We start from the raw sequence: 22,566 nt of genomic DNA, 5'->3' as shown, positions 1-22,566 counted from the left end.
CTTCGAATACGGCGCCAGCGTCGGCTACGACCAGGGCGTGATCCGCAACGACCGCTACAACGACAACGTTCATGGCCGCGTGTCCAGCAACTCCCTGGAGCTGTTCGCCCGTGGCAAGAACGTCAGCACCAGCGTGACCTTTGCCCACTCGCTGGAAAGACCCGGAGTCGTCACCGAGCGCGAAGCGCCGATCTACTTCCGCCTGGATTTGTTCCTGTAATTCAACGTTGCGCCGCAGCGAGAAACTGAAAATGGACGTTCGACAATTTGCCTTCCTGGCCCGCCAACCTTCCGCCGCCCTGAAGCCGCGAGACGCGTTCTTCGGCCTGCCCAAACGCGGGCTGGCGCTGATCCTCGCCAATGCGCTGTTCTGGCAACCGCTGCTGGCCCAGGCCGAGGGCATCGTGGTCAGTGCGCCGGGTACCACGGTGGGCGCGGCGGGCAATGGCGTGCCGGTGGTGAACATCGCCACGCCGAACGGCGCAGGCTTGTCCCATAACCAGTTCCAGCAGTACAACGTCGGCCCCAACGGCGTGATTCTCAACAACGCCAACGGCGCGCTGCAAAACACCCAACTGGGCGGGATCATTGTCGGCAACCCCAACCTCAAGGGCGGCGCGGCCAGCGTCATCCTCAACGAAGTCAACGGCGGCAGCGCCAGTCAGTTGCGCGGTTATACCGAAGTGGCGGGGCAGTCGGCCAAGGTCATCGTGGCCAACCCGTACGGCGTGACCTGCGCCGGTTGCGGCTTCATCAATACGCCCAACGTCACCCTCACCACCGGCAAACCCATCATCGACCCCACCGGCCAGCTGAAAAGCTACCAGGTCGATGGCGGCGCCGTGACCATCGATGGCGAAGGCCTGAACGCCAGCAACGTCGACCGCTTCGACATCATCACCCGCTCGGCCAAGATCAACGCCAAAATCAACGCCCGCGAACTCAATGTGATCGCCGGGCGCAACGACGTCGATGCACAAAGCCTGAAAACCACCGCCCGCGCCGATGACGGCAGCGCCAAACCCGAGCTTGCGATCGACTCGTCGGCCCTGGGCGGCATGTACGCCGGCGCGATCAAACTGGTGGGCACCGAAGCCGGTGTGGGCGTGAAGCTCGATGGCACCCTGGCGGCCAGTGGTGGGGATATCCAGCTTGATGCCAACGGGCGCTTGAGCATGGTCAATGCCAAGGCCAGCGAAGCGGTGGTGATCAAGGCCGACCAGCTTGATGCCACGGGCGCGGTGTATGCCGGTACCCGAATCGATGCGCAAACCACCACAGGCTTGAGCAACCAGAAAAGCCTCGCCGCGCGCGACAGCATCAGCCTGACCAGCAGCGGGCAGGTGATCAACAACGGCATCATCGAGGCCGGCGTGAATGCCGATGAAAGCCGCAATACCAACGGCGACGTCAACCTGACGGCGGCGAGCCTGAAAAACAGCCAAAGCGTGGTTGCCAGTCGCACCCTGACGGTCGCCGCTGCACAAACCCTGGATAACCAGGGCGGCACCTTGAGCGGTGTGAAAACCGTGGCCAGCGCAGGCCAGTTCGATAACCGGGGTGGCCGGGTTCTGGGGGCCGAGGCGCTCAAGGTCAATGCCACCGGCCTGGATAACCGAGCGGCTGGCTTGGTGCACAGTGATAACAGCACCGACGTCACGGTGACGGCTGCGCTGGATAACCGGAACGGTCGAGTAATAGGCCTCAAGAACCTGACGCTCAACGCCGGGCAATTGACCAACGATAACGGCTTGGTCGCAAGCCAGGAGCAGACCCAGGTAACGGCCGGGGCGTTGAGCAACCGGGCGGGCGAAATTTCCGCCCAGCAAACCACCCTTAGCGCCACGTCGCTGGATAACCGTTCCGGCAAACTGCTGGGCAGCCAACTCAACGTGACCGCCAGCGGCGCCATTGATAACCGCCTGGGGATTTTCTCCGCCACCAGCCTGCTGACGGTGCAAGCCGCAAGCCTGGATAACAGCGACCAGGGCTCCGTCGCCAGCCAGGGCAACCTGACCGCGACCATCGCCGGGCTGCTCGACAATCACAATCAAGGCAACCTGGTCAGCCAAGGAGCCCAGCAGGTTCGGGTCGGTCAACTGAACAACGCCCAGGCTGGGCTGGTATCGAGTAAAACCACCCTGGCGCTGCAGGGCGATACCCTGGCCAACCAGGGCGGCCTAGTGATCGCTGATGGTGCATTGACCCTGACCGGTGGCAGCGTCGACAACAGCAATGGCGGCCAACTGAGCAGTGATAGCCGGTTGACGCTCAATGCCAACCATCTGGAAAACGGCGCCGGTCGAATCAGTGCCAAGGGTGATCTGCAGGCCACCGTCGGCGTGCTCAACCAGCAAGCGGGTGAGTTGGTCAGTGAAGGCGTGCTGAGCCTTACTGGCACCTCGGTGGACAACCGCAACGGCGGTCTCATTGCCGCCACCAACGGCGTTGATTTGCGCAGCCAAACCGTGCTCAACCAGCAAGGCGAGATCTCCAGCCAGGCCAAGGTGCTGCTGGTGGCCGACCAGTTGAACAACAACGCCGGCAAGGTGATTGGTGACAGCGGCTTGAGCCTGACCGTGCAACGCCTGCTCAACCAGAGCAAAGGCCTGCTGGCGGGACGTGAGGGCCTCGTACTGAACGGCGGTCAACTGGATAACAGCTTGGGCGGCCGCATCACCAGCCAGAAAGGCCTGAATATCAACCTGACCGGTGACCTGCTCAACCATGACCAAGGCACCTTGCTCAGTGAAGGCGCGTTAACGGTGAAGGCTGGCACGCTGGACAACCGACAGGGCGGCATTCTGTCCGCCGCCAACGCGCTGTCGATCACAACCGACGGCCAACTGAACAATCAGGCGGGCAAGCTGCTGGCCGATGGCACGGCCACCCTGGTGAGCGCTGCGCTGAACAACAGCCAGGGCGGTGTGATCAGCGCCAAGCAACAGGTTGACGTGCGCAGCGCAGGGCTGGACAACAGCCAGCGCGGCAGCATCAGCAGTGACGCCGGCATCACCCTCAATGCCGGGCAACTGGACAACAGCCAGCAAGGTTCGATCTTTGCCAAGTCCACGGTCAAGGCCACCCTGACCGGGCTCGACCAGCATGACCGTGGCGAATTGGTCAGCGATACCCACATCGATCTGGACTTGAACCATGGGCAACTGATCAACCGCGACCACGGGCTGATTGCGACCCCCGGCCAATTGCTGCTGAGCAACCTGGGCAGCGTCGACAACAGCCAGGGCGGCGAGATTTCCAGCACCCAATCCTTCCTGTTGACGGCCGACACGCTGAACAACCGGGGCGGCAAAGTCATCAGTGGCGACAGCCTTCAGGTGCGCATCGCCAAGGCGCTGGATAACAGCGTCGAAGGTGTGTTGTCAGCCAGGCACCTCTTGCAGGTGGATGCCGATAGCCTGGACAACCAGGCCGGTGGCGCCCTCGCCAGCCGTGGCGCGCTGGACCTGAAGGTCACAGGCCTTCTGGACAACCATAACCAGGGGCTGGTTTCTGCTGCTACCGCGCTGACTACAATCTCCGGCTCATTGAACAACAGCGACAAGGGCCGCTTCTCGGCCGGCACGCTGCAGACGCTCAACACCGGCGCGCTGGATAACCGCCAGGGCGGGCAACTGGTCAGCGATGGCAGCCTGACAATCACCGCAGCTGACGTGGATAACCGCAGCGGCGTGATTGGCAGCCAGCACGCCTTGAACCTGACCGTCGCCAATCTCGACAACAGTGCGGGCCTGATCAATAGCCAAAGCGATCTCACCTTGGCAGGCCAGCGTGTGGACTCAAGCCAGGGCGGAGAAATCTCGTCCAAGGGCGACTTGAAACTCACGGTCCAGAAGCTGATTCAGCGCCAGGGCCGCTTGATCGGCGAACGCGCCGTGAGCCTCGACCTGCAAGGCGGCGATCTGGACAACAGCGCGGGCTTGATCAGCGCCAATGGACCGTTGACCTTCGCGCGCCTGGCCAACCTGACCAACCGTGAACAAGGCGAAATCTCCAGCCAGGCGGCGTTCAGCGTGGCCGCCAAGCGCATTGATAACGGTGATCGCGGGGTCATCCTCAGTGCCGATCAATTGCGTCTCGAAGCGGATGCCGTGGTCAATGCTGACAAGGGTTTGATCTCCGGCTGGAATGGCCTGACGGTCGTCGGGGGCAGCCTGGACAACAGCGCCGAAGGCACGTTGTCGAGCAAGAGCGGTACCCTGCTCACCACGCTCACCGGCACGCTGGATAACCACGCGGCAGGTGCCCTGGTCAGTCAGGGCACGCAAACCATCAGCGCGGCGAGCCTGAACAATGATCAAGGGATCATCTCAGGCCAGGCGGATGTCAGCCTCACCGTCGCCGGGCGCCTGGACAACAGCAACGGCGGCTTGATTTCCGCCGGTCAACACCTGGGTTTCAACCATGCCCAGAGTGAAATCCTCAACCGTGGCGGCCAGATCAGTGCTGCCAACATCACCCTGGTTGGCCAAAGCCTGGACAACAGCGCTGGTCAACTGATCAGCCAGGGCACCCTGGAAGGCACCCTCAGCGGTGCGCTGATCAACGCCAACAACGCCCGTCTGGCCAGTGGCGCAGCCCTGCTGCTGAACGCGTCGAGCCTGGACAACCGGGGCGGCCAACTGGTCAGCCAGGACCGGCTCGACCTGACCCTCGCCGACGATCTGGATAACCGCGACAAAGGCACCCTCGCCAGCCAGAAAGACCTGGTGATCAAGCTGTTGGCCGGTGACATCAACAACCAGCAGGACGGCCTGATTTTCAGCCAGAAGGGCAAGCTCGATCTGGCCGCCCGAACCCTGAATAACCAGAAAGGCACGCTGCAAAGCCAAGTCGATAACCGGCTACGTCTGAGTGGCGACCTGAACAACCAGGGCGGCCGGGTCGACAGCCTCAGTGGCAACCTGGACCTGCAAACCGCCAGTGTGGTCAACAGCGCCGGCGGCATACTCAACAGCAGCAAGGGCTGGATCAAACTGGTCAGCGGCCTGTTCGACAACGGCAGCGGGATCACCCAGGCGCAATCGCTGGACATCACCGCCAACGGCGGCTTGCTCAACCAACTGGGGCACCTCTCGGCCCTGGGCGGTGAAAACCGTATCGTCACCAGCACCTTGAATAACCAGGGTGGCGGTGTGTATGCCGACACCTTGCTCAAGGTCACGGCCCAGGATTTCGATAACCAGGGCACGGCTGCCGGCAATGGCGGAAAGGTCGGCGCGCGCACCATCGACTTCGGCCTGACAGGCGCCCTGAGCAACCGCTTTGGCCTGATCGAAAGCGACGACACCCTGGGCCTCACCGCGCAAACCATCAGCAACGTGGGCGGTACGCTGCGGGCCATGGGCCGCACCGGTTCCACCCGCATCAGCACACAGGGGCTGTTCGATAACCGCCTCGGTGCGCTGGAAAGCGCCAACGAAGCGCTCGACCTGCAAGCGGCCAGCCTGGACAACAACGGCGGGCGCATCGTGCACACCGGCAGCGGCACATTCGACCTGACGTCCGACCAGGTCACCCGTGCCGGCGGCAGCTTCATCACCAGTGGCCAACTGGACATCACGGCCGCCAAGTGGACCAACAGCAGCGTGATTCAGGCCGCACGCCTGAACCTCGACATCGGCGAGTTCACCCAGACCGCCAGCGGCCAGTTGCTGGGCGCACAAAGCCTGACCGGCGTCGGCGGCACCTGGACCAACGAAGGCCTGCTGGCCAGCGATGGCACCCTCAACCTGACACTGACCGGTGGCTACAGCGGCAACGGCCGCATCAGCAGCCTGGGCGCCATGAGCCTCACCAGCGCCCGCATGGACCTGGGCGATAACGCACGCATTGCCGGCGGTGCACTTACCCGGATCAACAGCACCACCCTGAACAATCGCGGGCGCCTGACCGCCATCGGCGACCTGACCGTCAACGCCACCACCTTGAACAACTACGGCACCCTGGGCGGCGCTGGAAAGGTCCGCCTGAACGCCACTCACCTGCTCAACGACGAGGGCCTGGTCTTCAGCGGCAACGACATGACGTTGCGCGTCAATGATTTCAGCAACCGCTATGGCGACGTCTACAGCCTGGGCGGCCTGGACATTGCTCGCGACGACGCCAACGGGCGCAGCGTCCTGATCGAAAACGTCTCCGGCACCCTGGAAAGCACCGGCAACATGCGTTTGCTGGCCGACACCCTGAGCAACCGCCGCGACCAGTTCAGCACCGAAATGAAACTGGTGTCGGGCAGCTTCGACACCTACTACGACGACTTCTGTGACGGCAAGGGCTGTGAAGTGCACTTCCGCTCGGTTGAGCGCTACGAGGACGTCGTCACCAGCAGTTCCCCCACGGCGTATATCTCATCGGGTGCAGGCCTGACCGTTGGCGCGCAAACCGTCGACAACCTCTACAGCTCAATCTCGGCTGCGGGCAATATCCAGATCGATACTGGTGTACTGAACAACACAGGCGCAGCAGGTGGCGAAGATCGCCACTTCGACTCGGAGTTCTATACCCGCAACGACAGCGTCTACAACACGTTTATCACTCGCAGGGATCAGTTCAACCTCTACAACAACCCCAACTCGGCCGACTACCGTCCCGGCGAAATGACCATCGCCAAGCTGAGAGACGGGATCGGTAACTTCTACAACGACTCCAGTTATGTCGTCGCCACCGCCGGACGTGTGATTGCCCCCGCTGTTATTCAGGCGGCCGGTTCCGTCACCGTTAACGCCACGCAGCAAATCAACAACAGCGTGATCCGCGCCAACGCCACGGATATCAATACGCCGGCGCAAAACCGCAACACCAACTCCGACGTGTTTGCCTCCACGGTCAAACCGGCGATCACTGCGCAACTGCCGCCGGACCTGGCCCAGCGTCAGGTCAACCCGGTGACCTTGCCTGGCTTCAGTTTGCCGACCAGTCAGAACGGCTTGTTCCGCCTCAGCGGCCAGGCCGCAAAGGCCGGCGCAGCGGGTAAAACCGCCACCGGCAGCGGTGACTTCAGTGTGAACGGGCGAGTGGTCAGCGCCGCCGAACGCGAGAAAACCCTCGACTACAGCGCCGTGCAAGAACGCGGTTTCAGCCTCGATGGCCAGCCGGTCAGCGGCGCGGTCACTGGCCAGGGCCCGCTGGTGCTGGACAGCCGCGCGCCTTCGGTCACCCGCGTACAGGGTGTGCCGGACATTGCCCCGGTGGACAACAGCCACAAATACCTGATCGAAACCAACCCGGCGCTCACTGACCTCAAGCAGTTCATGAGCTCCGACTACCTGCTCGGCAAACTCGGCTACAACCCTGACGCCAGCTGGAAGCGCCTGGGCGACGGCCTCTACGAGCAGCGCCTGATCCGCGAAGCCGTGGTCGCCCGCACCGGCCAGCGCTACATCAACGGCCTCGCCAGCGACGACGCGCTGTTCCGCTACCTGATGGACAACGCCATCTCCTACAAGGACTCGCTCAACCTGCAACTGGGCGTGTCGCTGACCGCCGAGCAAGTGGCGGCGCTGACCCACGACATCGTCTGGATGGAAGAGGCCGAGGTCAACGGCGAGAAAGTCCTGACCCCGGTGCTCTACCTGGCCCAGGCCAACAACCGCCTGGCCCCCAACGGCGCGCTGATCCAGGGCCAGGACGTGAGCCTGATCAGCGGTGGCGACCTGCACAACAGCGGCACCCTGCGCGCCACCAACAACCTGAGCATGGTCGCGGGCAACATCGACAACAGCGGCCTGATGCAAGCCGGCAACCGCCTGGAAATGCTCGCCACCGACTCGATCCGCAACAGCCGTGGCGGCATCATCACCGGCCGCGACATCAGCGCCACGGCCGTGACCGGCGACATCATCAACGAGCGCACCGTCACCACCTTCAAGCGTGACGGCGAGCGATTCCAACTGCGCGACGACGTGGCCAGCGATGCTTCGCGCTTCGAAGCTACCGATACCTTGAGGCTTAACGCCGGCCGGGATGTGCTCAACGTAGGCAGCACGCTGAAAGCGGGCGGCAACGCCAGTGTGACCGCGGGCCGCGACGTAGTGATCGCCAGCCAGACCGAAGAAGACAGCGCCGCCTACCAGCGCCGCCGGGTCAAAAGCACTGAACAAACCCTGCTGCAACACAGCTCCAGCGTGGAGGTGGGCGGCAACCTCGCCATCGACGCCCGACGCGACATCGCCGTGGTCGCCAGCACCGTCAGCGCGGCCAAAGACCTGCGCGTCAAAGCCGGCGAAAACCTGACCCTGGCCGCCGCCGCCAACGAACAGCACGACTACTCCAAAGGCAAAAAAGGCCAGACCAAAACTACCACCCAACTGGACAGCGTCACCCAACAAAGCGCCGAACTCAAAGCCGGCGGCGACCTGATCGCCGTGGCCGGCACCGACCTGACCCTGGTCGCGAGCAAAATCAGCGCAGGCAACGAAGCGTACGTGCATGCCGATAACGAACTGCAACTGCTGGCCGCGCAAGACAGTCACTATTCGCTGTATGACATGAGCAAGAAGGGCAATTGGGGCAGCAAGAAGACCCAGCGGGATGAAGTGACCGATGTGAAGAATGTCGGGAGCGAGATCAAGACGGGGGGTGACCTGACGCTGGAGAGTGGTGGGGATCAGAAGTATCAGGCGGCGAAGCTCGACAGTGGCGGGGATATTGCGATTGTCAGTGGGGGGGCGGTGGCGTTTGAGGCGGTGAAGGATCTGCACGACGAGAGCCACACCAAGAGCAAGGGTGACCTCGCCTGGACCAGCTCCAAGGGTAAGGGGAATACCGACGAGACGCTACGTCAGACGCAGATGATTGCAGAAGGCAGCGTCGTGATCAAAGCCGTCGATGGCTTGAAGATTGATATCAAACACATCGATCAGAATACGGTTAGCCAGACGATTGATGTAATGGTTAAAGCCGACCCGCAACTGGCTTGGTTAAAAGAGGCCGAGCAGCGTGGAGACGTGGATTGGCGCCAGGTTAAAGAACTGCACGACAGTTTCAAATATAGCAATTCAGGCTTAGGCGCCGGCGCACAAATCATCATTGCGATCATTGTTACGTACTTCACGATGGGGGCCGCCAGCGGTGTAATCGCCTCTACGGGGGTGGGGACGTCGATGGCTAGTGCCACGGCTGCTTCTACCGCCGTGTCTGCTGCAGGCTGGGCCAATGCTGCGGGCAGCGTCATAGCGGGTGGCATGGCGAGTAACGCTACGATCAGCGCCATCAATAACCGGGGCAACCTGAGCACCGTCTTCAAGGATGTCACTTCCAGCGATGCGATGAGGGGCTATGTAGTATCCGGTGTAACGGCTGGCTTGACTGCTGGTGTATATGACAAATGGACCGGCACTCAGACCGGCACTTCCACTGCACTATCCAACTCAGGTGCGGTTGCGACCGTGAGTCCGTTGAGCACTTGGCAAGGCGTGGGGCAGTTCACGACTAACCAGGTACTGCAAAACGGTACGTCCGTATTGCTGGATCGAGCGCTCGGAGGGGAGGGCCGCCTGGGTGATGCGTTGCAAAATAGCTTGGCCAATGCATTCGCGGCCTACGGTTTCAACCTGATTGGCGATACCACAAGAGGTCACTTGGCCGATGGGGGCATCGCCAAGATCGGGCTACATGCAGTGATGGGCGGGTTGGCGGCCGAGGCCTCGGGAGGGGATTTCCGCACGGGCGCCCTGGCAGCTGGCGTGAATGAGGCATTGGTAGATAGCCTTTACAAGAACTACGCCGACATGCCCGATGACCAGAAGAAACGTTTACTGGTCATGAATTCGCAGGTGGTCGGTGTACTTGCTGCATCGGTACAGGGCGGTGCTGATGCTGAAAGTCTGCAAACGGGCGCATGGGTGGCGGGTAGTGCGACACAGTACAACTACCTGTTTCACCAGGAAGTGGAGGAGATGACTGAGGAGGTTGCTAGCAAGAAAACCGAGGCTGAAAAAAACGAGGTGCGTGCCCGCTACGCGCAACTTGACGGAGCTAGAGACGCGGAGCTGCGGTCGGTTTGCCAAGCTGCTCCCGCTGCATGTGATGCAGTATCAAATCGTTTAATCGCGGATGAGCCCAAGCTGCGTGAGTTGGCCAAATCGCTCTATGCACAAGGTCATACCAGTGAAGCCACTACGATTGCGGCAATTATCATCAGCAATAACACCACTGCGACGTTAACGATAGCAACGGAACTGGCGGCATTGCGGGATGGTGACCAGTCTTCATTCTGGGACGCTGCTGCTGGTACATTACTAGGCGCGTCGCTTGGAGGTATGAGGCCGGGTGGAGGTGGCGTCGGTGCAAGAGAGGTGCCCGCTATTAAATGGAGTGCTCAAGAGAAGCACTTTCCAGGTCATAATTCGTATACGCCAGGCCGTAGTGTTTTGAGCAGTGACCCCCGAAAACTTGCCGAAAGTGCTGGAACTGGACAGCAGGTCGGTAATATCCCAGTTGGCATGCCAGGCTCGAAAGAAAGGGTGAATTTTGGTGGGCCTATAGGGACGTATATAGATGGAGCAGGAGCGGCAACACCTACAGCGAATGGAATAATTCACTACTCTAAGGATGGTATCCACATTGTGCCAGCGAGGCCGTGAGTAATGTGTTTTCTTGATGATGTGATCGTGATGGCCCGTCTGAATATTCAAAGGGCATTGTTAGGTGAGGTTTCAGGGAAGCTTCGTGCTGTTGTATTTTCAGTATCGGGGCTAATTCTGAATATTAGATTCTATTTTGACGGGGAAATCGATGATGATGATTTTGAGTCTGCCTCCTGTGTTGAAACTGAGGTGCTTGCTGATTACGAGGATGACTGGGCGGTTATAGTGAAGTGCTTGCGGCTAGATGCCTCGGAGCCGATACTTGATCAGGGAGTTTGGGTATTTAAGCGGCGTGAAATTTAAGAGTGGTTAGGTTGGTGCAAAAGCTACTGCTAGAGCGGGAGAAGTGTAGTTACTGAAGCCACAAGTGCAAATGCCCAAACTGCATTGAGAGCGAAACTATCAGAAATAGGGGTAAGACCCTGAGGAATCCCCACAAATTCACCCTAAGCTCTGCGCTTGATGGCGCACCTCATCACGCAGAGCCCGCTCCAATATTTCCAAGTGTTCTCGTCCTCCAAAATCTGTGCAGCTTCGCCAGTATTCCAAGCCTAGTCGCCACAATGAAAGCACTCGCTTTTCTTTGATGCTGTTGCTTTGTTAGCGTCGCTCCAAGCCGCGTTCTCGTGCCTGCAGCCCCGTTAAAAACAGAAGGTAGTTGGCCAAAGCAGCAATCAACAACAACACCTCAATGCGCTTTGGACAGTGGCTTCGATGCAGATTCAGGCCTAATCCCAAGTGCTCACTTTTTACATCTCGAAAGCCTTCTTCGATCTGCATACGGCGCTTATAGATCGCCACTATTTTTGCTGGATTCCATTCGTCTTGCCTCAAATTGCTGGCAAGTAACCAGGGCTCCCGTTCACGCCTGGCTGACTGTCGGCTGAGCTTACTTTTGGCGATTGAGCCAGTCACTCGTTGATGCTTTCGGCCCTTGGCTGAATGTCGCACACAGTACAAATTGATCAAGTGCGGAGCGCTACGCGTCATCTCGACCCGACCAAGCGACTTGGGTGACGAAGTGGCCAAAGCATAGAGATTTTGCACGGGCAGCCACTCATTTTCGTCGCCACGATAAAGCTCCCGATTTCGTATACGAGCCACGTAGTACCAGCCCTGTGCGGCCACTGCTTTCATCCATGGGCGCCGGAAACCTGCATCAGTAACCATCACTGGAACACATCCATCGGGCAGTAGTTCAGCCAGTGTTTTGAGCAGGCGGTTTTGATATTTGGGGCAGCCCTCGCGTTCATGAACACTTTCATAAATAGGGAATGAGCGTCCCGCTAGAGGTATCGCGGCCCTCAACAAAAAAGCGTTGCCGGGAGCATCAATTCGGGACCAGTCAACCAAGATTAATGGGTGCTTCACCGACCCCAGCAATGCCCGCAGGATCACCCAGTAGAACAGCGGACGCTCTGCTCTTAGGTGTTGATTGCCCAGTAACCGATCAACCCGCTTGATTGCATGTTTTGGGAATGCCTGACCTGGCATAAAACGTCCGAGCGCTGTCAGCGTCAGGCGGCGGCCTTGCAGTAACGAACTGACACAACTCATCAGTGTTGTCAGGCGACGAGAGTGGATTGAAGGCAGTGCTTGAGCGAGCGCTCTGTGTAAAAATCGGATGGCCTGCATGGGTTTGGGATCTTGTTTTTGTGTGGTGCAAACCAAGTTGCCGACTCATGCAGGCTTCTTCAATAACTCCAACTTCTTGATTTTTCGTAAGAAAAATCGGGGATCCCTCAGGGTCAGACCACTATTCTTCTGGCGGAGCACTAAACGTGGTCTGACCCCTGTTTTTCCTGTTTTTAGTCCATCGCCCTTTCGATATTCGAGATTTCTCGCAATGGGTCAGCGCCTTGCGCTGTTCCGTCCACTTTGATGAGCAAACTCGGCCTTATCGGAAATTATCTCTAGCAGGCTTTCGATTATCTCGAAAAGTGAGCGGCCTGATGCCCGTTTTATAGGAGCTAAGGGCCTCAAGAGGGCCTACGTCATCTCAAAAACACGGCTCAGATAAGTGAAAAGCGTTGGAGAAAAGCTCTGCTCCAGGCCACGTAGCACTTATTTACAACGAAACCCCTCCGGCATCGTAACCGTGTAATTACGCTGCACCCGATCCTGGAAATTCAGATTGCGCAGCCCCTGTTCCACCAAAAAGGCTTCCACCTTCGCGGCCTGGCAGTCGTCGTTGTAGGACGATGCCCGCAGCACGTACACCGCGCGCTTGCTCGCCTCATCCCGGGCGGTGGCCCTGAACGTGGTGAGGGTGGTGTAGCCGGTGCGCTCAGAGGTGCCTACGGGGCCGTAGGTGGTGTTTGGGGTACTGGTGCAGGTCAGTTGGTCGGTTTTCTTTTTGTTCTTCTTGCACTGCGTGGTGGTGCTGTTTGCCACCTGGCCGTATTCGGTGGCGGTATAGCGGTAGGTGACTTGCTTGCTGTCGACGTCCAGGGTGACGGTCATTTTGATCGGTGCATGGTCTTTGGGCAGGGTGGTGTCGGTGAAGACAGTGCGAAAGCCCTGGTCCTTCATGGCGCTGACCATGTCGCGCAGGTAGTAGCGGGCGTTGAGCGCGTTTTCGTCGCTGCCGCCGGTGGACGTCACCAGTACGGTGGCCTGGCGGTCGAAGTGGTAGTCGGGGTCAGGCGTTGCGTTGATTGCTACGTCCATTTGCGTGGCGCATCCACTGAGCATTGCGGTCAGTAGCAAGAGCGTGCAGAGCAAGAAGCGGGTCATGGAAAAAACCTTACAACTGGGAATTGGGTAAAGGCTGGACGATTGAGTCCAGCGAAAAACAACCCTCAATCGTGCTGCTGCGACATCGTGACCGCACGCAGCCGGCCGCCATTAAATCGCAGGCAATAAAAAACCCCAAGGAACACATTGTTCCTTGGGGTTTCTCGGTATTTTGGTGCCCAGAGACGGAATCGAACCGCCGACACGGGGATTTTCAATCCCCTGCTCTACCGACTGAGCTATCTGGGCAACGGGGCGCATTAAACGGGTTTTTCAGGGGGTCGTCAAGCAAGTTTTCAAAAAATATTTAATTATTACCGTCGCTTACGTGCAGACCCCGGTTTTTGATCAATTATTGAGCAGGTGGTACGTAGCCGTCGGCCTTGGCGTAATCCTCGCCGGAAAAGAACTTGTCCATTTCGCCCTGCAGGTATTTGCGGTCTTCGGCGTTCATCATGTTCAAGCGTTTTTCGTTGATGAGCAGGGTCTGGTGTTTTTGCCAGTCGGCCCACGCCTTGGCGGAGACGTTATCGTAGATGTCCTGGCCTTTGGCGCCCGGAAAAGGGGCGCGTTCGAGGGCGGGCAGTTCTTCGTGGTACTTGCGGCACATGATGGTGCGGGTCATGACGACTCTCCTGCGTTCAATACTTCAGCCGCGCGCTTCAGCAGTTTTTTCACCGGGGCGGCAAGGCCTAGGCGCGGTGGGGTGGCGAGGTTATACCAGAGCCAGTCGGCCTCGGCCACGTGATGGGCGCTTTCCTCGACCTGGACCAGCCAGGGTTCGATGGCCAGCTGGAAGTGGCTGAAGGTGTGGATCAGCCCCGGCAGTTCCTGATGTTTGCCCAAGGCCAGCGCGTGCTGGTTGGCCAGATGATCCAGGTCTTCCAGGTCGTCCAGCTCCGGCAGGCTCCATAAACCGCCCCACAGGCCCGTGGAGGGGCGACGGTAAAGCAGGATCGCGCCCTCGGCATTGGCGAGCATCGGCATCAGCGTGCGCTTCTGGGGGATGGTCTTGCGTGGCTTGGGGATCGGGTAGCGCGTCTCCAGGCCAAGCATGTGGGCTTCGCAGCCTTTTTCCAGCGGGCACAGCAGGCAGCTGGGTTTGCTGCGGGTACAGAGTGTGGCGCCCATGTCCATCATCGCCTGGGTGTAGGCGTTGACGCGGTCGTGTGGCGTAAAGCGCTCTGCGGTCGCCCACAGCTGCTTGGCGACCTTGGGTTCGCCCGGGTAGCCCTCTTGCGCGGTAAAGCGTGCCAGCACGCGCTTGACGTTGCCGTCGAGGATCGGCGCGCGCAGGCCCATGCTCAGGCTGGCAATTGCGCCGGCAGTGGACAGGCCGATGCCGGGCAGTTCGGTGAGTTTTTCGACATCCCTGGGAAACTCGCCGCCGTATTCGGCGACCACGATCTTTGCAGTCTTTTGCAGGTTGCGCGCCCGGGTGTAGTAACCCAGGCCGGTCCACAGGTGCAGCACTTCGTCTTCCGGCGCGGCGGCCAGTGCCTGGACCGTCGGCAAGGACGCCATGAACCGGTCGAAGTAATTGAGCACGGTGCTGACCTGGGTCTGTTGCAGCATGATCTCCGACACCCACACCCGATATGGCGTGATGCCCTGTTGCCAGGGCAGGTCGTGGCGACCGTGGCGGTCGTACCAGTCCAGCACCGCCTGTGAAAACTGCTCGTTTCTCATCGGTTGAACAGGCCTTTCAATGCGTCTTTGAGCTTGGGATTGACCTTGTCGAGCTTCTCTTCGAGTTTCTCGTTGAGACGGTTTCCCGCCGCTTTGATGGCGACCTGGCCGAGGCCGTCCTTGTCCAGGCGACAGGCCTTGGCGCCCAGTTCCAGCGGGCCACGGCAACGCAGCGGCACTTCGATACCCTGGAAGTTGGCGCCGACCTGGCAGGCCGGGTCCGGCACGTCGCGCTGGTCGCCTTCGACGATGATGCCCACCCGGTAGTCCATGCCCAATACGCGCAGGTCGACATCGCCATTGCCGTTGAGGGTCAGCCCCGGAATGCGCACTTTCAGGTCAGGGTTGCTGGCCACGCCGTTGCGTAACGTCAGGTTGCCGCGCAGTTCCTGGAAGGGCGTGTCCTTGCCTTGCGGCGTGGTGCTCAGGGTTTTGCGGTTGAGCAGGGCGATACCGGTACACAGTTGTTGCTCGATGTTGGCGTTGAGCAGCACACCGTTGTTGATGACGATGCCGGCAGTGCCGTTGAGGCTGTCGATCAAGGCCTTCTGGCTGTTGCCACGCCCGGTCAGGTTGCTGTCCAGGGTGACCAGGCCTTTGACTGGTGGGGTTTTCCCCTGGGCCTGCAGGATTTTTTCTACCGGTACCTGCTTGATATGGGTTTGCAGCGCCAGGAGCGGGGTGTCCTGGCGTACATCGAGGGTGCCGTTGGCCTGGAATGTGCCGTTGTAGAGGCCACCGCTCAGCGCGTCGAGGCTGAGCTGGCCATCGATGCCCGAGGCTTTCAGTACCGCGTTCTGGATCGGCAGCTGGCTCAAGGTGAGTTGGCCGAACGCAAGGTCCGCGTTGATATCCAGGCTGCGCAGGCGGGTCAGCGGCAGCAGTTTGTCACTGCTCCAGGCGGCTTTGGTCGGCGCTTCCGGCAGTGGGCTGTTACCGCCGGCGGCCATTGCACCGGCCTCGCTGCCTTGCACTTCGGCCTGGCGTGCGGCCGCCGTGCCTTTGGCGGCTTCGGATTTGGCCGGCAGGTAATTGTCGGCATTGAAGGTGTCGCCCTTGAGCTGCACGCGCAGTGACTGCTTGGCGAAATCATCCACGGCAACGCGACCGGTGAAGGTGCTGCCATCGAGTTTCAGGTTCAGGCCCTCCAGCGCGACATTGGTCGGCGTGCCTGTGAGGCGGCTGACCAGTTCGACTTTGCTCAGGCTGCCCGGTGCCATGGCCGGCAGAGGGTGGCCGACGCTCTCGAGAAACTTGGCCAGGTCAAACTGCGCGACCGACAGCGCGCCGCTGATCTGCGGGGTGTTGTTCAGGTCAGTGGCCCGCAGTTCGCCCAGTGCGCGCAATTGGTTGGCCGAGAGTTTCAGGTTGGTCCATTCGGCGATGTTGGCGGCAAGATCGACCAGCAATTGACCCTGGGTGGAGAAGGTCAGCGTCTTGCCCTGCAAGGGTTCGCCAGTGGCTTCGCCGCTCAGGCGCATGTCTTCGAACTGGTAGCGCTTGAGGGCGCGCTGGATGCGCAAGTTGCCGTTCAGCTCGGTCTTGAGGCGCATGACCGGCTGGTTGCTGCCCAGGAAAGCGGTGAGTTTCAGCGGAATATTGGCGCCTTCGTGGATGGCGCCGGCACTGAGCTGGATGCTTTCGGCGCTCAATTGCTTGCCAGTCTGTTCATCGTTGTATTCAACGCGGGCGTTGTTGATGGTCAGGCTGTCGATGTCCAGGCGGATCGGCTGCGGCGGTTTTTCCGGCTTGGCTTCAGCCACCGGTTCGGCCGGAGCCGGGGTGGCGGCACCCGGGGTTTCGTCGGGCAGGTTCTTGCCGATGTCTTCCCAGTTGCCGTGGCCGTTCTTGTCGCGGTTCAGGCGCAGGTTCAGGCCTTCGACCCGCACATCGCTCATCTGCACTTCGCGGCGCAGCAGCGGCAGCACACGTACCGACAGACCGAGCATCTGCAGGTCGGCAAACGGTTGGGTCGGATTGGTCAGGGTTGCCACGCCGGCTTCGTGCAGCTCCAGGCCCAGCCAGGGGAACAGGCTCCAGCCGATGTCGCCATTGAGCGTCAGCTCGATGTGGGCCTTGTCGCGGGCTATCTGGCGAATTTCTTCTTTGTAGTCGTTGGGATCGAAGAGATGGGTCAGGGCAAAGCCGAGAGCCACAATGATCAGCAACAGCCCGAGAAATACCAGACCCAGGATTTTGCCGAACGCTTTCATGGGCGAGTCCTTGTATGTCGATTTCAAAATTTAGCCGCAGAGTATAACGCCCGAAGGCCTGCATCAGTTCGTGGATCGTTACATTGTATCTACGACCAGCGAAACGGGATTTTGGCGTCAAATAAAACAGATAGGTTGAAAAAAGTGATGTCAATTTGGTTTTTCTCGTATCTGCAGGTGCTAATCTCTGCGCGTTCGTCCGCCTTCTGCGACGTATCGTCGCGCCAAAATGGAGCTTCACTCACAAAAACGGCCACGCATTGCGTGCAAGGCCGAGGGGAAGCGCGCCTGACGGATGCATACCAATAACTGGGGGAAACACCAATGAGCACTAGCACTGCGGCCGGTACCAATGCCGCACCGCCTGCGTTCCTGTCCAAGGAACGCATTATCGCCAAGCCCGGCTTCAACCGCTGGCTGGTTCCACCGGCCGCACTGGCCATCCATCTGTGCATCGGCATGGCCTACGGCTTCTCGGTGTTCTGGCTGCCGCTGTCCAAGGCGCTGGGCATCACTGCGCCGGTGGCCTGTGCGCCGGACATGAGCTTTATCGCCCAGGTCTTCTCGTCCCAATGCGACTGGCCCATCTCCATGCTGGGCTGGATCTACACCCTGTTCTTCATCTTCCTGGGCTGCTCGGCAGCGATCTGGGGCGGCTGGCTGGAACATGCCGGGCCGCGCAAGGCCGGTGTCGTCTCGGCGTTGTGCTGGTGCGGCGGCCTGCTGATCTCGGCGTTGGGTATCTATACCCACCAGATCTGGCTGATGTGGATCGGCTCCGGGGTCATCGGCGGTATCGGCCTGGGCCTGGGCTATATCTCGCCCGTATCGACCCTGATCAAGTGGTTCCCGGACAAGCGCGGCATGGCGACCGGCATGGCGATCATGGGCTTCGGCGGCGGCGCGATGGTCGGTGCACCGCTGGCGGCAGCACTGATGGGCCACTTCGCCTCGCCGACCAGCGTGGGCGTATGGCAGAGCTTCCTGGTGATGGCTGCGATCTACTTCGTGTTCATGATCGGCGGCGCCTTGTCCTATCGCGTTCCGCCGACCGGCTGGAAGCCTGAGGGCTGGACCGCGCCGGCGAAAAAAGCCAGCAACGCGATGATCACGCACCGTCATGTGCATGTGAACGTGGCGTGGAAGACCCCGCAATTTCGTCTGGTATGGCTGGTGCTGTGCCTGAACGTGTCAGCCGGTATCGGCATCCTCGGCATGGCTTCGCCGCTGTTGCAGGAAGTGTTCGGCGGCAAATTGCTGGGGCTGGATGTACCGTTTGGTCAACTGGATGCCGGGCAACTTGCATCGATCGCCGCCATTGCGGCAGGCTTCACCGGCCTGTTGAGCCTGTTCAACATCGGTGGCCGGTTCTTCTGGGCGTCGTTCTCCGACTACCTGGGGCGCAAAAATACCTACTTCGTGTTCTTCGCCCTGGGCTTCGCCCTGTACGCGCTGATCCCGAACCTGGGGCACCTGGGCAACGTGGCACTGTTCGTGGCGGCGTTCTGCATCATCCTGTCGATGTACGGCGGTGGTTTTGCCACGGTCCCGGCTTACCTGGCCGATCTGTTCGGTACGCAAATGGTCGGCGCCATCCACGGTCGCCTGCTGACCGCCTGGGCCGCTGCCGGCGTATTGGGCCCGGTGCTGGTGAACTACCTGCGTGAATATCAGTTGAGCATCGGCGTTGAACGCGCTGCGGCCTACGACATCACCTTGTACATCCTCGCTGGCCTGCTGGTGCTGGGCTTTATCTGCAACCTGCTGGTGCGTCCGGTAGCCGACAAATACTTCATGACCGACGTCGAACTGGCCGCCGAGCAGGCGCTGGGGCATGACAAAGGCGCTGATGCCAGCACCGTGCTGGAGTGGAAAGCCTCCCCTGGCAGCAAGCCATTGGCGGTCGCCGCCTGGCTGGTGGTGGGCATTCCGTTGGCGTGGGGTGTGTGGGTGACCCTGCAGAAGACCGCAGTACTGTTCCACTAACACTGCAAAACCCTTGTGGGAGGGGGCTCGCCCCCGATGGCGGCGCATCAGTCAATGCATTGTTGACTGAACCACCGCTATCGGGGGCAAGCCCCCTCCCACATTGGTTATGCATGTACGCACATGTCTATCCCCGACACTCCATCAGTCTTATCCCCTTCGATGTTTCTGTTTAGCGCCCGCGCCCCTATAATGGCTGCCTTTTTCGCCCAATGATTTGCGGAGCTGGTGATGGTCGAACGTATGGCGTCCGTCGAGCGCGACACTCTGGAAACCCAGATCAAAGCCTCGATCAACCTGGATGGCACCGGAAAGGCCCGATTTGATATCGGTGTACCTTTTCTTGAGCACATGCTGGACCAGATCGCCCGTCATGGGCTGATCGACCTGGATATTGTCAGCAAGGGCGACCTGCATATCGACGACCACCACACGGTGGAAGACGTGGGCATCACCCTCGGCCAGGCCTTTGCCAAGGCCATCGGCGACAAAAAAGGCATCCGTCGCTACGGCCACGCCTATGTCCCGCTGGACGAAGCGCTGTCGCGCGTAGTCATCGACTTCTCCGGCCGCCCAGGCCTGCAGATGCACGTGCCCTACACCCGCGCCACCGTGGGCGGCTTTGACGTCGACCTGTTCCAGGAATTCTTCCAGGGTTTCGTCAACCACGCCCTGGTCAGCCTGCACATCGACAACCTGCGCGGCACCAACACCCACCACCAGATCGAAACCGTGTTCAAGGCTTTCGGCCGCGCGCTGCGCATGGCCGTTGAGCTGGATGAGCGCATGGCCGGGCAAATGCCTTCGACCAAGGGCGTTCTGTAATGCAGACGGTCGCGGTTATCGATTACGGCATGGGCAACCTGCACTCGGTGGCCAAGGCCCTCGAGCACGTGGGTGCCGGCAAGGTGCTGATCACCAGCGATGCCAATGTGATTCGTGAAGCCGACCGCGTGGTGTTTCCAGGCGTTGGCGCGATTCGCGATTGTATGGCCGAGATCCGCCGCCTGGGCTTTGACAGCCTGGTGCGCGAAGTCAGCCAGGACCGTCCGTTCCTCGGTATCTGCGTGGGCATGCAGGCCTTGCTCGACAGCAGTGAAGAGAACGGCGGTGTCGACTGCATCGGTCTGTTTCCCGGCCAGGTGAAGTTCTTCGGCAAAGACCTGCATGAAGACGGCGAGCACCTCAAGGTGCCGCACATGGGCTGGAACGAAGTGCGTCGCGCGGTGGATCACCCGCTGTGGCACGAGATTCCGGACATGGCGCGTTTCTACTTTGTGCACAGCTACTACATCGCCGCGGGTAACCCACGCCAGGTGGTGGGGGGCGGGCACTACGGCGTCGACTTCGCCGCCGCGCTGGCCGACGGTTCGCGCTTTGCCGTGCAGTTTCACCCGGAGAAGAGCCATACCCATGGCCTGCAATTGCTGCAGAACTTCGCCGCGTGGGACGGTCGCTGGTAAATGGCCAAGAAGCCTAAGCCGCCAATCTTGAACCTTGCGCCCGAGCAGGAGCGTGAGGCTACCGACAAGATCAAGCGTTTCATGGAGGATCGCTTCGAACTCAAGCTGGGTTCGTTCGAAGTGGCCGAGATTCTTGAGCTGTTCACCACCGAAGTGGCGCCGCATTATTACAACAGGGCGATTTTCGACACGCAGACGCTCCTTAAGGAAAGGTTCGAAAGCATCGAAAGCGACTTGTGGTCGCTTGAGAAACCCTGATTTCCCAAGCATTGCTGAATATCGAATAAGGTTTGCCAGATGCTGATTATCCCCGCTATCGATCTCAAGGACGGCGCCTGCGTCCGTCTGCGCCAGGGCCGTATGGAAGATTCCACGGTGTTCTCCGATGACCCGGTGAGCATGGCCGCCAAATGGGTGGAAGGGGGCTGCCGTCGTCTGCATCTGGTGGACTTGAACGGCGCCTTCGAAGGCCAGCCGGTCAATGGCGAGGTGGTCACCGCCATCGCCCGGCGCTACCCCAACCTGCCGATCCAGATCGGCGGTGGCATCCGTTCGCTGGAAACCATCGAGCATTACGTCAAGGCCGGCGTGAGCTACGTGATCATCGGCACCAAGGCCGTAAAAGACCCGGCCTTTGTCGCCGAAGCCTGCCGCGCATTCCCAGGCAAGGTTATCGTCGGCCTGGATGCCAAGGACGGTTTTGTCGCCACCGACGGTTGGGCTGAAATCAGCACTGTGCAGGTGATCGACCTGGCTAAACAGTTCGAAGCCGACGGTGTGTCCGCCATCGTTTATACCGACATCGCCAAAGACGGCATGATGCAGGGCTGCAACGTACCGTTCACCGCCGCGCTGGCCGCTGCGACGAAAATCCCGGTGATCGCCTCTGGTGGTATCCACAACCTGGGTGACATCAAGTCGCTGCTGGACGCCAAGGCACCTGGCATCATCGGCGCCATCACGGGTCGTGCGATTTATGAGGGCACCCTGGACGTCGCCGAAGCCCAGGCTTACTGCGATGCCTACAACGGCTGAGGACTGACCATGGCGCTGGCCAAACGCATCATCCCTTGCCTGGACGTCGACAACGGTCGCGTGGTCAAGGGCGTCAAGTTCGAGAATATCCGTGATGCCGGCGACCCGGTGGAAATCGCCCGTCGCTACGATGAACAGGGCGCCGACGAAATTACCTTTCTCGACATCACCGCCAGCGTCGACGGCCGCGACACCACCTTGCACACCGTTGAGCGCATGGCCAGCCAGGTGTTTATCCCGCTGACCGTGGGCGGCGGCGTGCGCACCGTGCAAGACATCCGCAACCTGCTCAATGCCGGCGCGGACAAGGTCTCGATCAACACAGCAGCCGTGTTCAACCCGGAGTTCGTCGGCGAAGCGGCGCAGCACTTCGGCTCGCAATGCATCGTGGTCGCCATCGACGCCAAGAAAGTCTCGGGCCCCGGTGAAACCCCGCGCTGGGAGATCTTCACCCACGGCGGGCGCAAACCGACCGGGCTGGACGCGGTGGAGTGGGCGATGAAGATGGAAGCCCTCGGCGCCGGTGAAATCCTGCTGACCAGCATGGACCAGGACGGCATGAAAAACGGCTTTGACCTGGGCGTAACCCGCGCCATCAGCGATGCCCTGGGCATCCCCGTCATCGCCTCCGGCGGCGTCGGCAACCTGCAGCACTTGGCCGATGGCGTCATCGAAGGGCATGCCAGCGCGGTGCTGGCGGCGAGTATTTTCCACTTCGGCGAATACACCGTCCCCGAGGCCAAGGCCTACATGGCCGCACGCGGTATCGTCGTGCGCTAAACGCCGCTGGACAGCATGGCAGGCGCGCGGCACTCTCTGCGCTTGCCATGGATT

General features: G+C 60.4%; 12 protein-coding genes, 1 tRNA gene and 2 pseudogenes. 9 read left to right on the top strand and 6 right to left on the bottom strand.

What is annotated here, in order from left to right:
- The 3 genes and pseudogenes from J1G34_RS01170 to J1G34_RS01160 form a co-directional block, all read left to right on the top strand.
- A pseudogene (locus tag J1G34_RS01170) lies at positions 1–220 on the top strand (ShlB/FhaC/HecB family hemolysin secretion/activation protein); the annotation flags it as partial.
- A 31-nt stretch (positions 221–251) separates the two neighbouring features.
- Positions 252–10,607, top strand: coding sequence for a two-partner secretion domain-containing protein (locus tag J1G34_RS01165; RefSeq protein ID WP_222993075.1), 10,356 nt, complete (start codon positions 252–254; stop codon positions 10,605–10,607).
- Positions 10,608–10,637: 30 nt separating this feature from the next.
- Positions 10,638–10,913: a hypothetical protein gene (locus J1G34_RS01160; RefSeq protein ID WP_163001600.1), complete on the top strand. Its 276-nt coding sequence runs from the start codon at positions 10,638–10,640 to the stop codon at positions 10,911–10,913.
- A 138-nt stretch (positions 10,914–11,051) separates the two neighbouring features.
- On the opposite strand, the pseudogene J1G34_RS01155 reads toward J1G34_RS01160, so the two are convergent.
- The 6 genes and pseudogenes from J1G34_RS01155 to J1G34_RS01130 form a co-directional block, all read right to left on the bottom strand.
- Positions 11,052–12,245: pseudogene (locus J1G34_RS01155) on the bottom strand (IS4 family transposase).
- A gap of 429 nt (positions 12,246–12,674) precedes the next feature.
- The gene (locus tag J1G34_RS01150; RefSeq protein WP_122463902.1) at positions 12,675–13,346 is read right to left on the bottom strand and encodes a hypothetical protein; all 672 of its coding nucleotides are present in this window, start codon (positions 13,344–13,346) and stop codon (positions 12,675–12,677) included.
- A 173-nt stretch (positions 13,347–13,519) separates the two neighbouring features.
- Positions 13,520–13,595: transfer RNA gene (locus J1G34_RS01145), tRNA-Phe, on the bottom strand.
- Between the two features lie 103 nt (positions 13,596–13,698).
- On the bottom strand, positions 13,699–13,971 hold the full coding sequence (locus tag J1G34_RS01140) for an oxidative damage protection protein (RefSeq protein WP_065885766.1): 273 nt from the start codon (positions 13,969–13,971) through the stop codon (positions 13,699–13,701).
- The gene (mutY, locus tag J1G34_RS01135; RefSeq protein WP_065885765.1) at positions 13,968–15,035 is read right to left on the bottom strand and encodes an A/G-specific adenine glycosylase; all 1,068 of its coding nucleotides are present in this window, start codon (positions 15,033–15,035) and stop codon (positions 13,968–13,970) included. The genes J1G34_RS01140 and mutY overlap by 4 nt, the downstream gene beginning before the upstream one ends.
- Positions 15,032–17,248, bottom strand: coding sequence for an AsmA family protein (locus J1G34_RS01130; RefSeq protein WP_065935787.1), 2,217 nt, complete (start codon positions 17,246–17,248; stop codon positions 15,032–15,034). Before J1G34_RS01130 ends, mutY begins: the two co-directional genes overlap by 4 nt.
- Positions 17,249–17,572: 324 nt before the next feature.
- On the opposite strand from J1G34_RS01130, the gene J1G34_RS01125 reads away from it, so the two are divergent.
- The 6 genes from J1G34_RS01125 to hisF all read left to right on the top strand — a co-directional run bounded on the left by J1G34_RS01125 (position 17,573) and on the right by hisF (position 22,512).
- Positions 17,573–19,234 carry an OFA family MFS transporter gene (locus J1G34_RS01125; RefSeq protein ID WP_222993073.1) on the top strand — a complete coding sequence of 554 codons (1,662 nt, stop codon included), beginning with the start codon at positions 17,573–17,575 and terminating at the stop codon, positions 19,232–19,234.
- A 231-nt stretch (positions 19,235–19,465) separates the two neighbouring features.
- The gene (gene hisB / locus J1G34_RS01120; protein WP_065885762.1) at positions 19,466–20,059 is read left to right on the top strand and encodes an imidazoleglycerol-phosphate dehydratase HisB; all 594 of its coding nucleotides are present in this window, start codon (positions 19,466–19,468) and stop codon (positions 20,057–20,059) included.
- Positions 20,059–20,697 (top strand): imidazole glycerol phosphate synthase subunit HisH, encoded by a 639-nt coding sequence (gene hisH, locus J1G34_RS01115; protein WP_057724503.1) that lies wholly within the window; start codon positions 20,059–20,061, stop codon positions 20,695–20,697. Before hisB ends, hisH begins: the two co-directional genes overlap by 1 nt.
- The gene (locus tag J1G34_RS01110) at positions 20,698–20,955 is read left to right on the top strand and encodes a DUF2164 domain-containing protein (RefSeq protein ID WP_058421837.1); all 258 of its coding nucleotides are present in this window, start codon (positions 20,698–20,700) and stop codon (positions 20,953–20,955) included.
- A gap of 39 nt (positions 20,956–20,994) precedes the next feature.
- Positions 20,995–21,732, top strand: a complete 738-nt coding sequence (gene hisA / locus J1G34_RS01105) for a 1-(5-phosphoribosyl)-5-[(5-phosphoribosylamino)methylideneamino]imidazole-4-carboxamide isomerase (protein WP_065885760.1) — start codon at positions 20,995–20,997, stop codon at positions 21,730–21,732.
- Between the two features lie 9 nt (positions 21,733–21,741).
- Complete coding sequence (gene hisF, locus J1G34_RS01100) at positions 21,742–22,512, top strand: imidazole glycerol phosphate synthase subunit HisF (RefSeq protein ID WP_017138643.1); 771 nt, start codon at positions 21,742–21,744, stop codon at positions 22,510–22,512.
- Positions 22,513–22,566: the final 54 nt, after the last annotated feature.

The organism is Pseudomonas sp. Wu6, assembly GCF_019891515.1.
Taxonomy (GTDB): domain Bacteria; phylum Pseudomonadota; class Gammaproteobacteria; order Pseudomonadales; family Pseudomonadaceae; genus Aquipseudomonas; species Aquipseudomonas orientalis_A.
Note: the sequence above shows the minus strand (reverse complement) of the source record. Positions and strands in the feature narration are given on the sequence as shown.

Excerpts from the sequence above, each read along its gene's own strand:
- hisA (WP_065885760.1), top strand. The coding sequence starts at position 20,995 with ATGCTGATTATCCCCGCTATCGATCTCAAGGACGGCGCCTGCGTCCGT.
- J1G34_RS01125 (WP_222993073.1), top strand. The coding sequence starts at position 17,573 with ATGAGCACTAGCACTGCGGCCGGTACCAATGCCGCACCGCCTGCGTTC.
- J1G34_RS01165 (WP_222993075.1), top strand. The coding sequence starts at position 252 with ATGGACGTTCGACAATTTGCCTTCCTGGCCCGCCAACCTTCCGCCGCC.
- mutY (WP_065885765.1), bottom strand. The coding sequence starts at position 15,035 with ATGAGAAACGAGCAGTTTTCACAGGCGGTGCTGGACTGGTACGACCGC.
- J1G34_RS01140 (WP_065885766.1), bottom strand. The coding sequence starts at position 13,971 with ATGACCCGCACCATCATGTGCCGCAAGTACCACGAAGAACTGCCCGCC.
- J1G34_RS01110 (WP_058421837.1), top strand. The coding sequence starts at position 20,698 with ATGGCCAAGAAGCCTAAGCCGCCAATCTTGAACCTTGCGCCCGAGCAG.
- J1G34_RS01160 (WP_163001600.1), top strand. The coding sequence starts at position 10,638 with ATGGCCCGTCTGAATATTCAAAGGGCATTGTTAGGTGAGGTTTCAGGG.
- hisF (WP_017138643.1), top strand. The coding sequence starts at position 21,742 with ATGGCGCTGGCCAAACGCATCATCCCTTGCCTGGACGTCGACAACGGT.
- hisB (WP_065885762.1), top strand. The coding sequence starts at position 19,466 with ATGGTCGAACGTATGGCGTCCGTCGAGCGCGACACTCTGGAAACCCAG.
- J1G34_RS01130 (WP_065935787.1), bottom strand. The coding sequence starts at position 17,248 with ATGAAAGCGTTCGGCAAAATCCTGGGTCTGGTATTTCTCGGGCTGTTG.
- J1G34_RS01150 (WP_122463902.1), bottom strand. The coding sequence starts at position 13,346 with ATGACCCGCTTCTTGCTCTGCACGCTCTTGCTACTGACCGCAATGCTC.
- hisH (WP_057724503.1), top strand. The coding sequence starts at position 20,059 with ATGCAGACGGTCGCGGTTATCGATTACGGCATGGGCAACCTGCACTCG.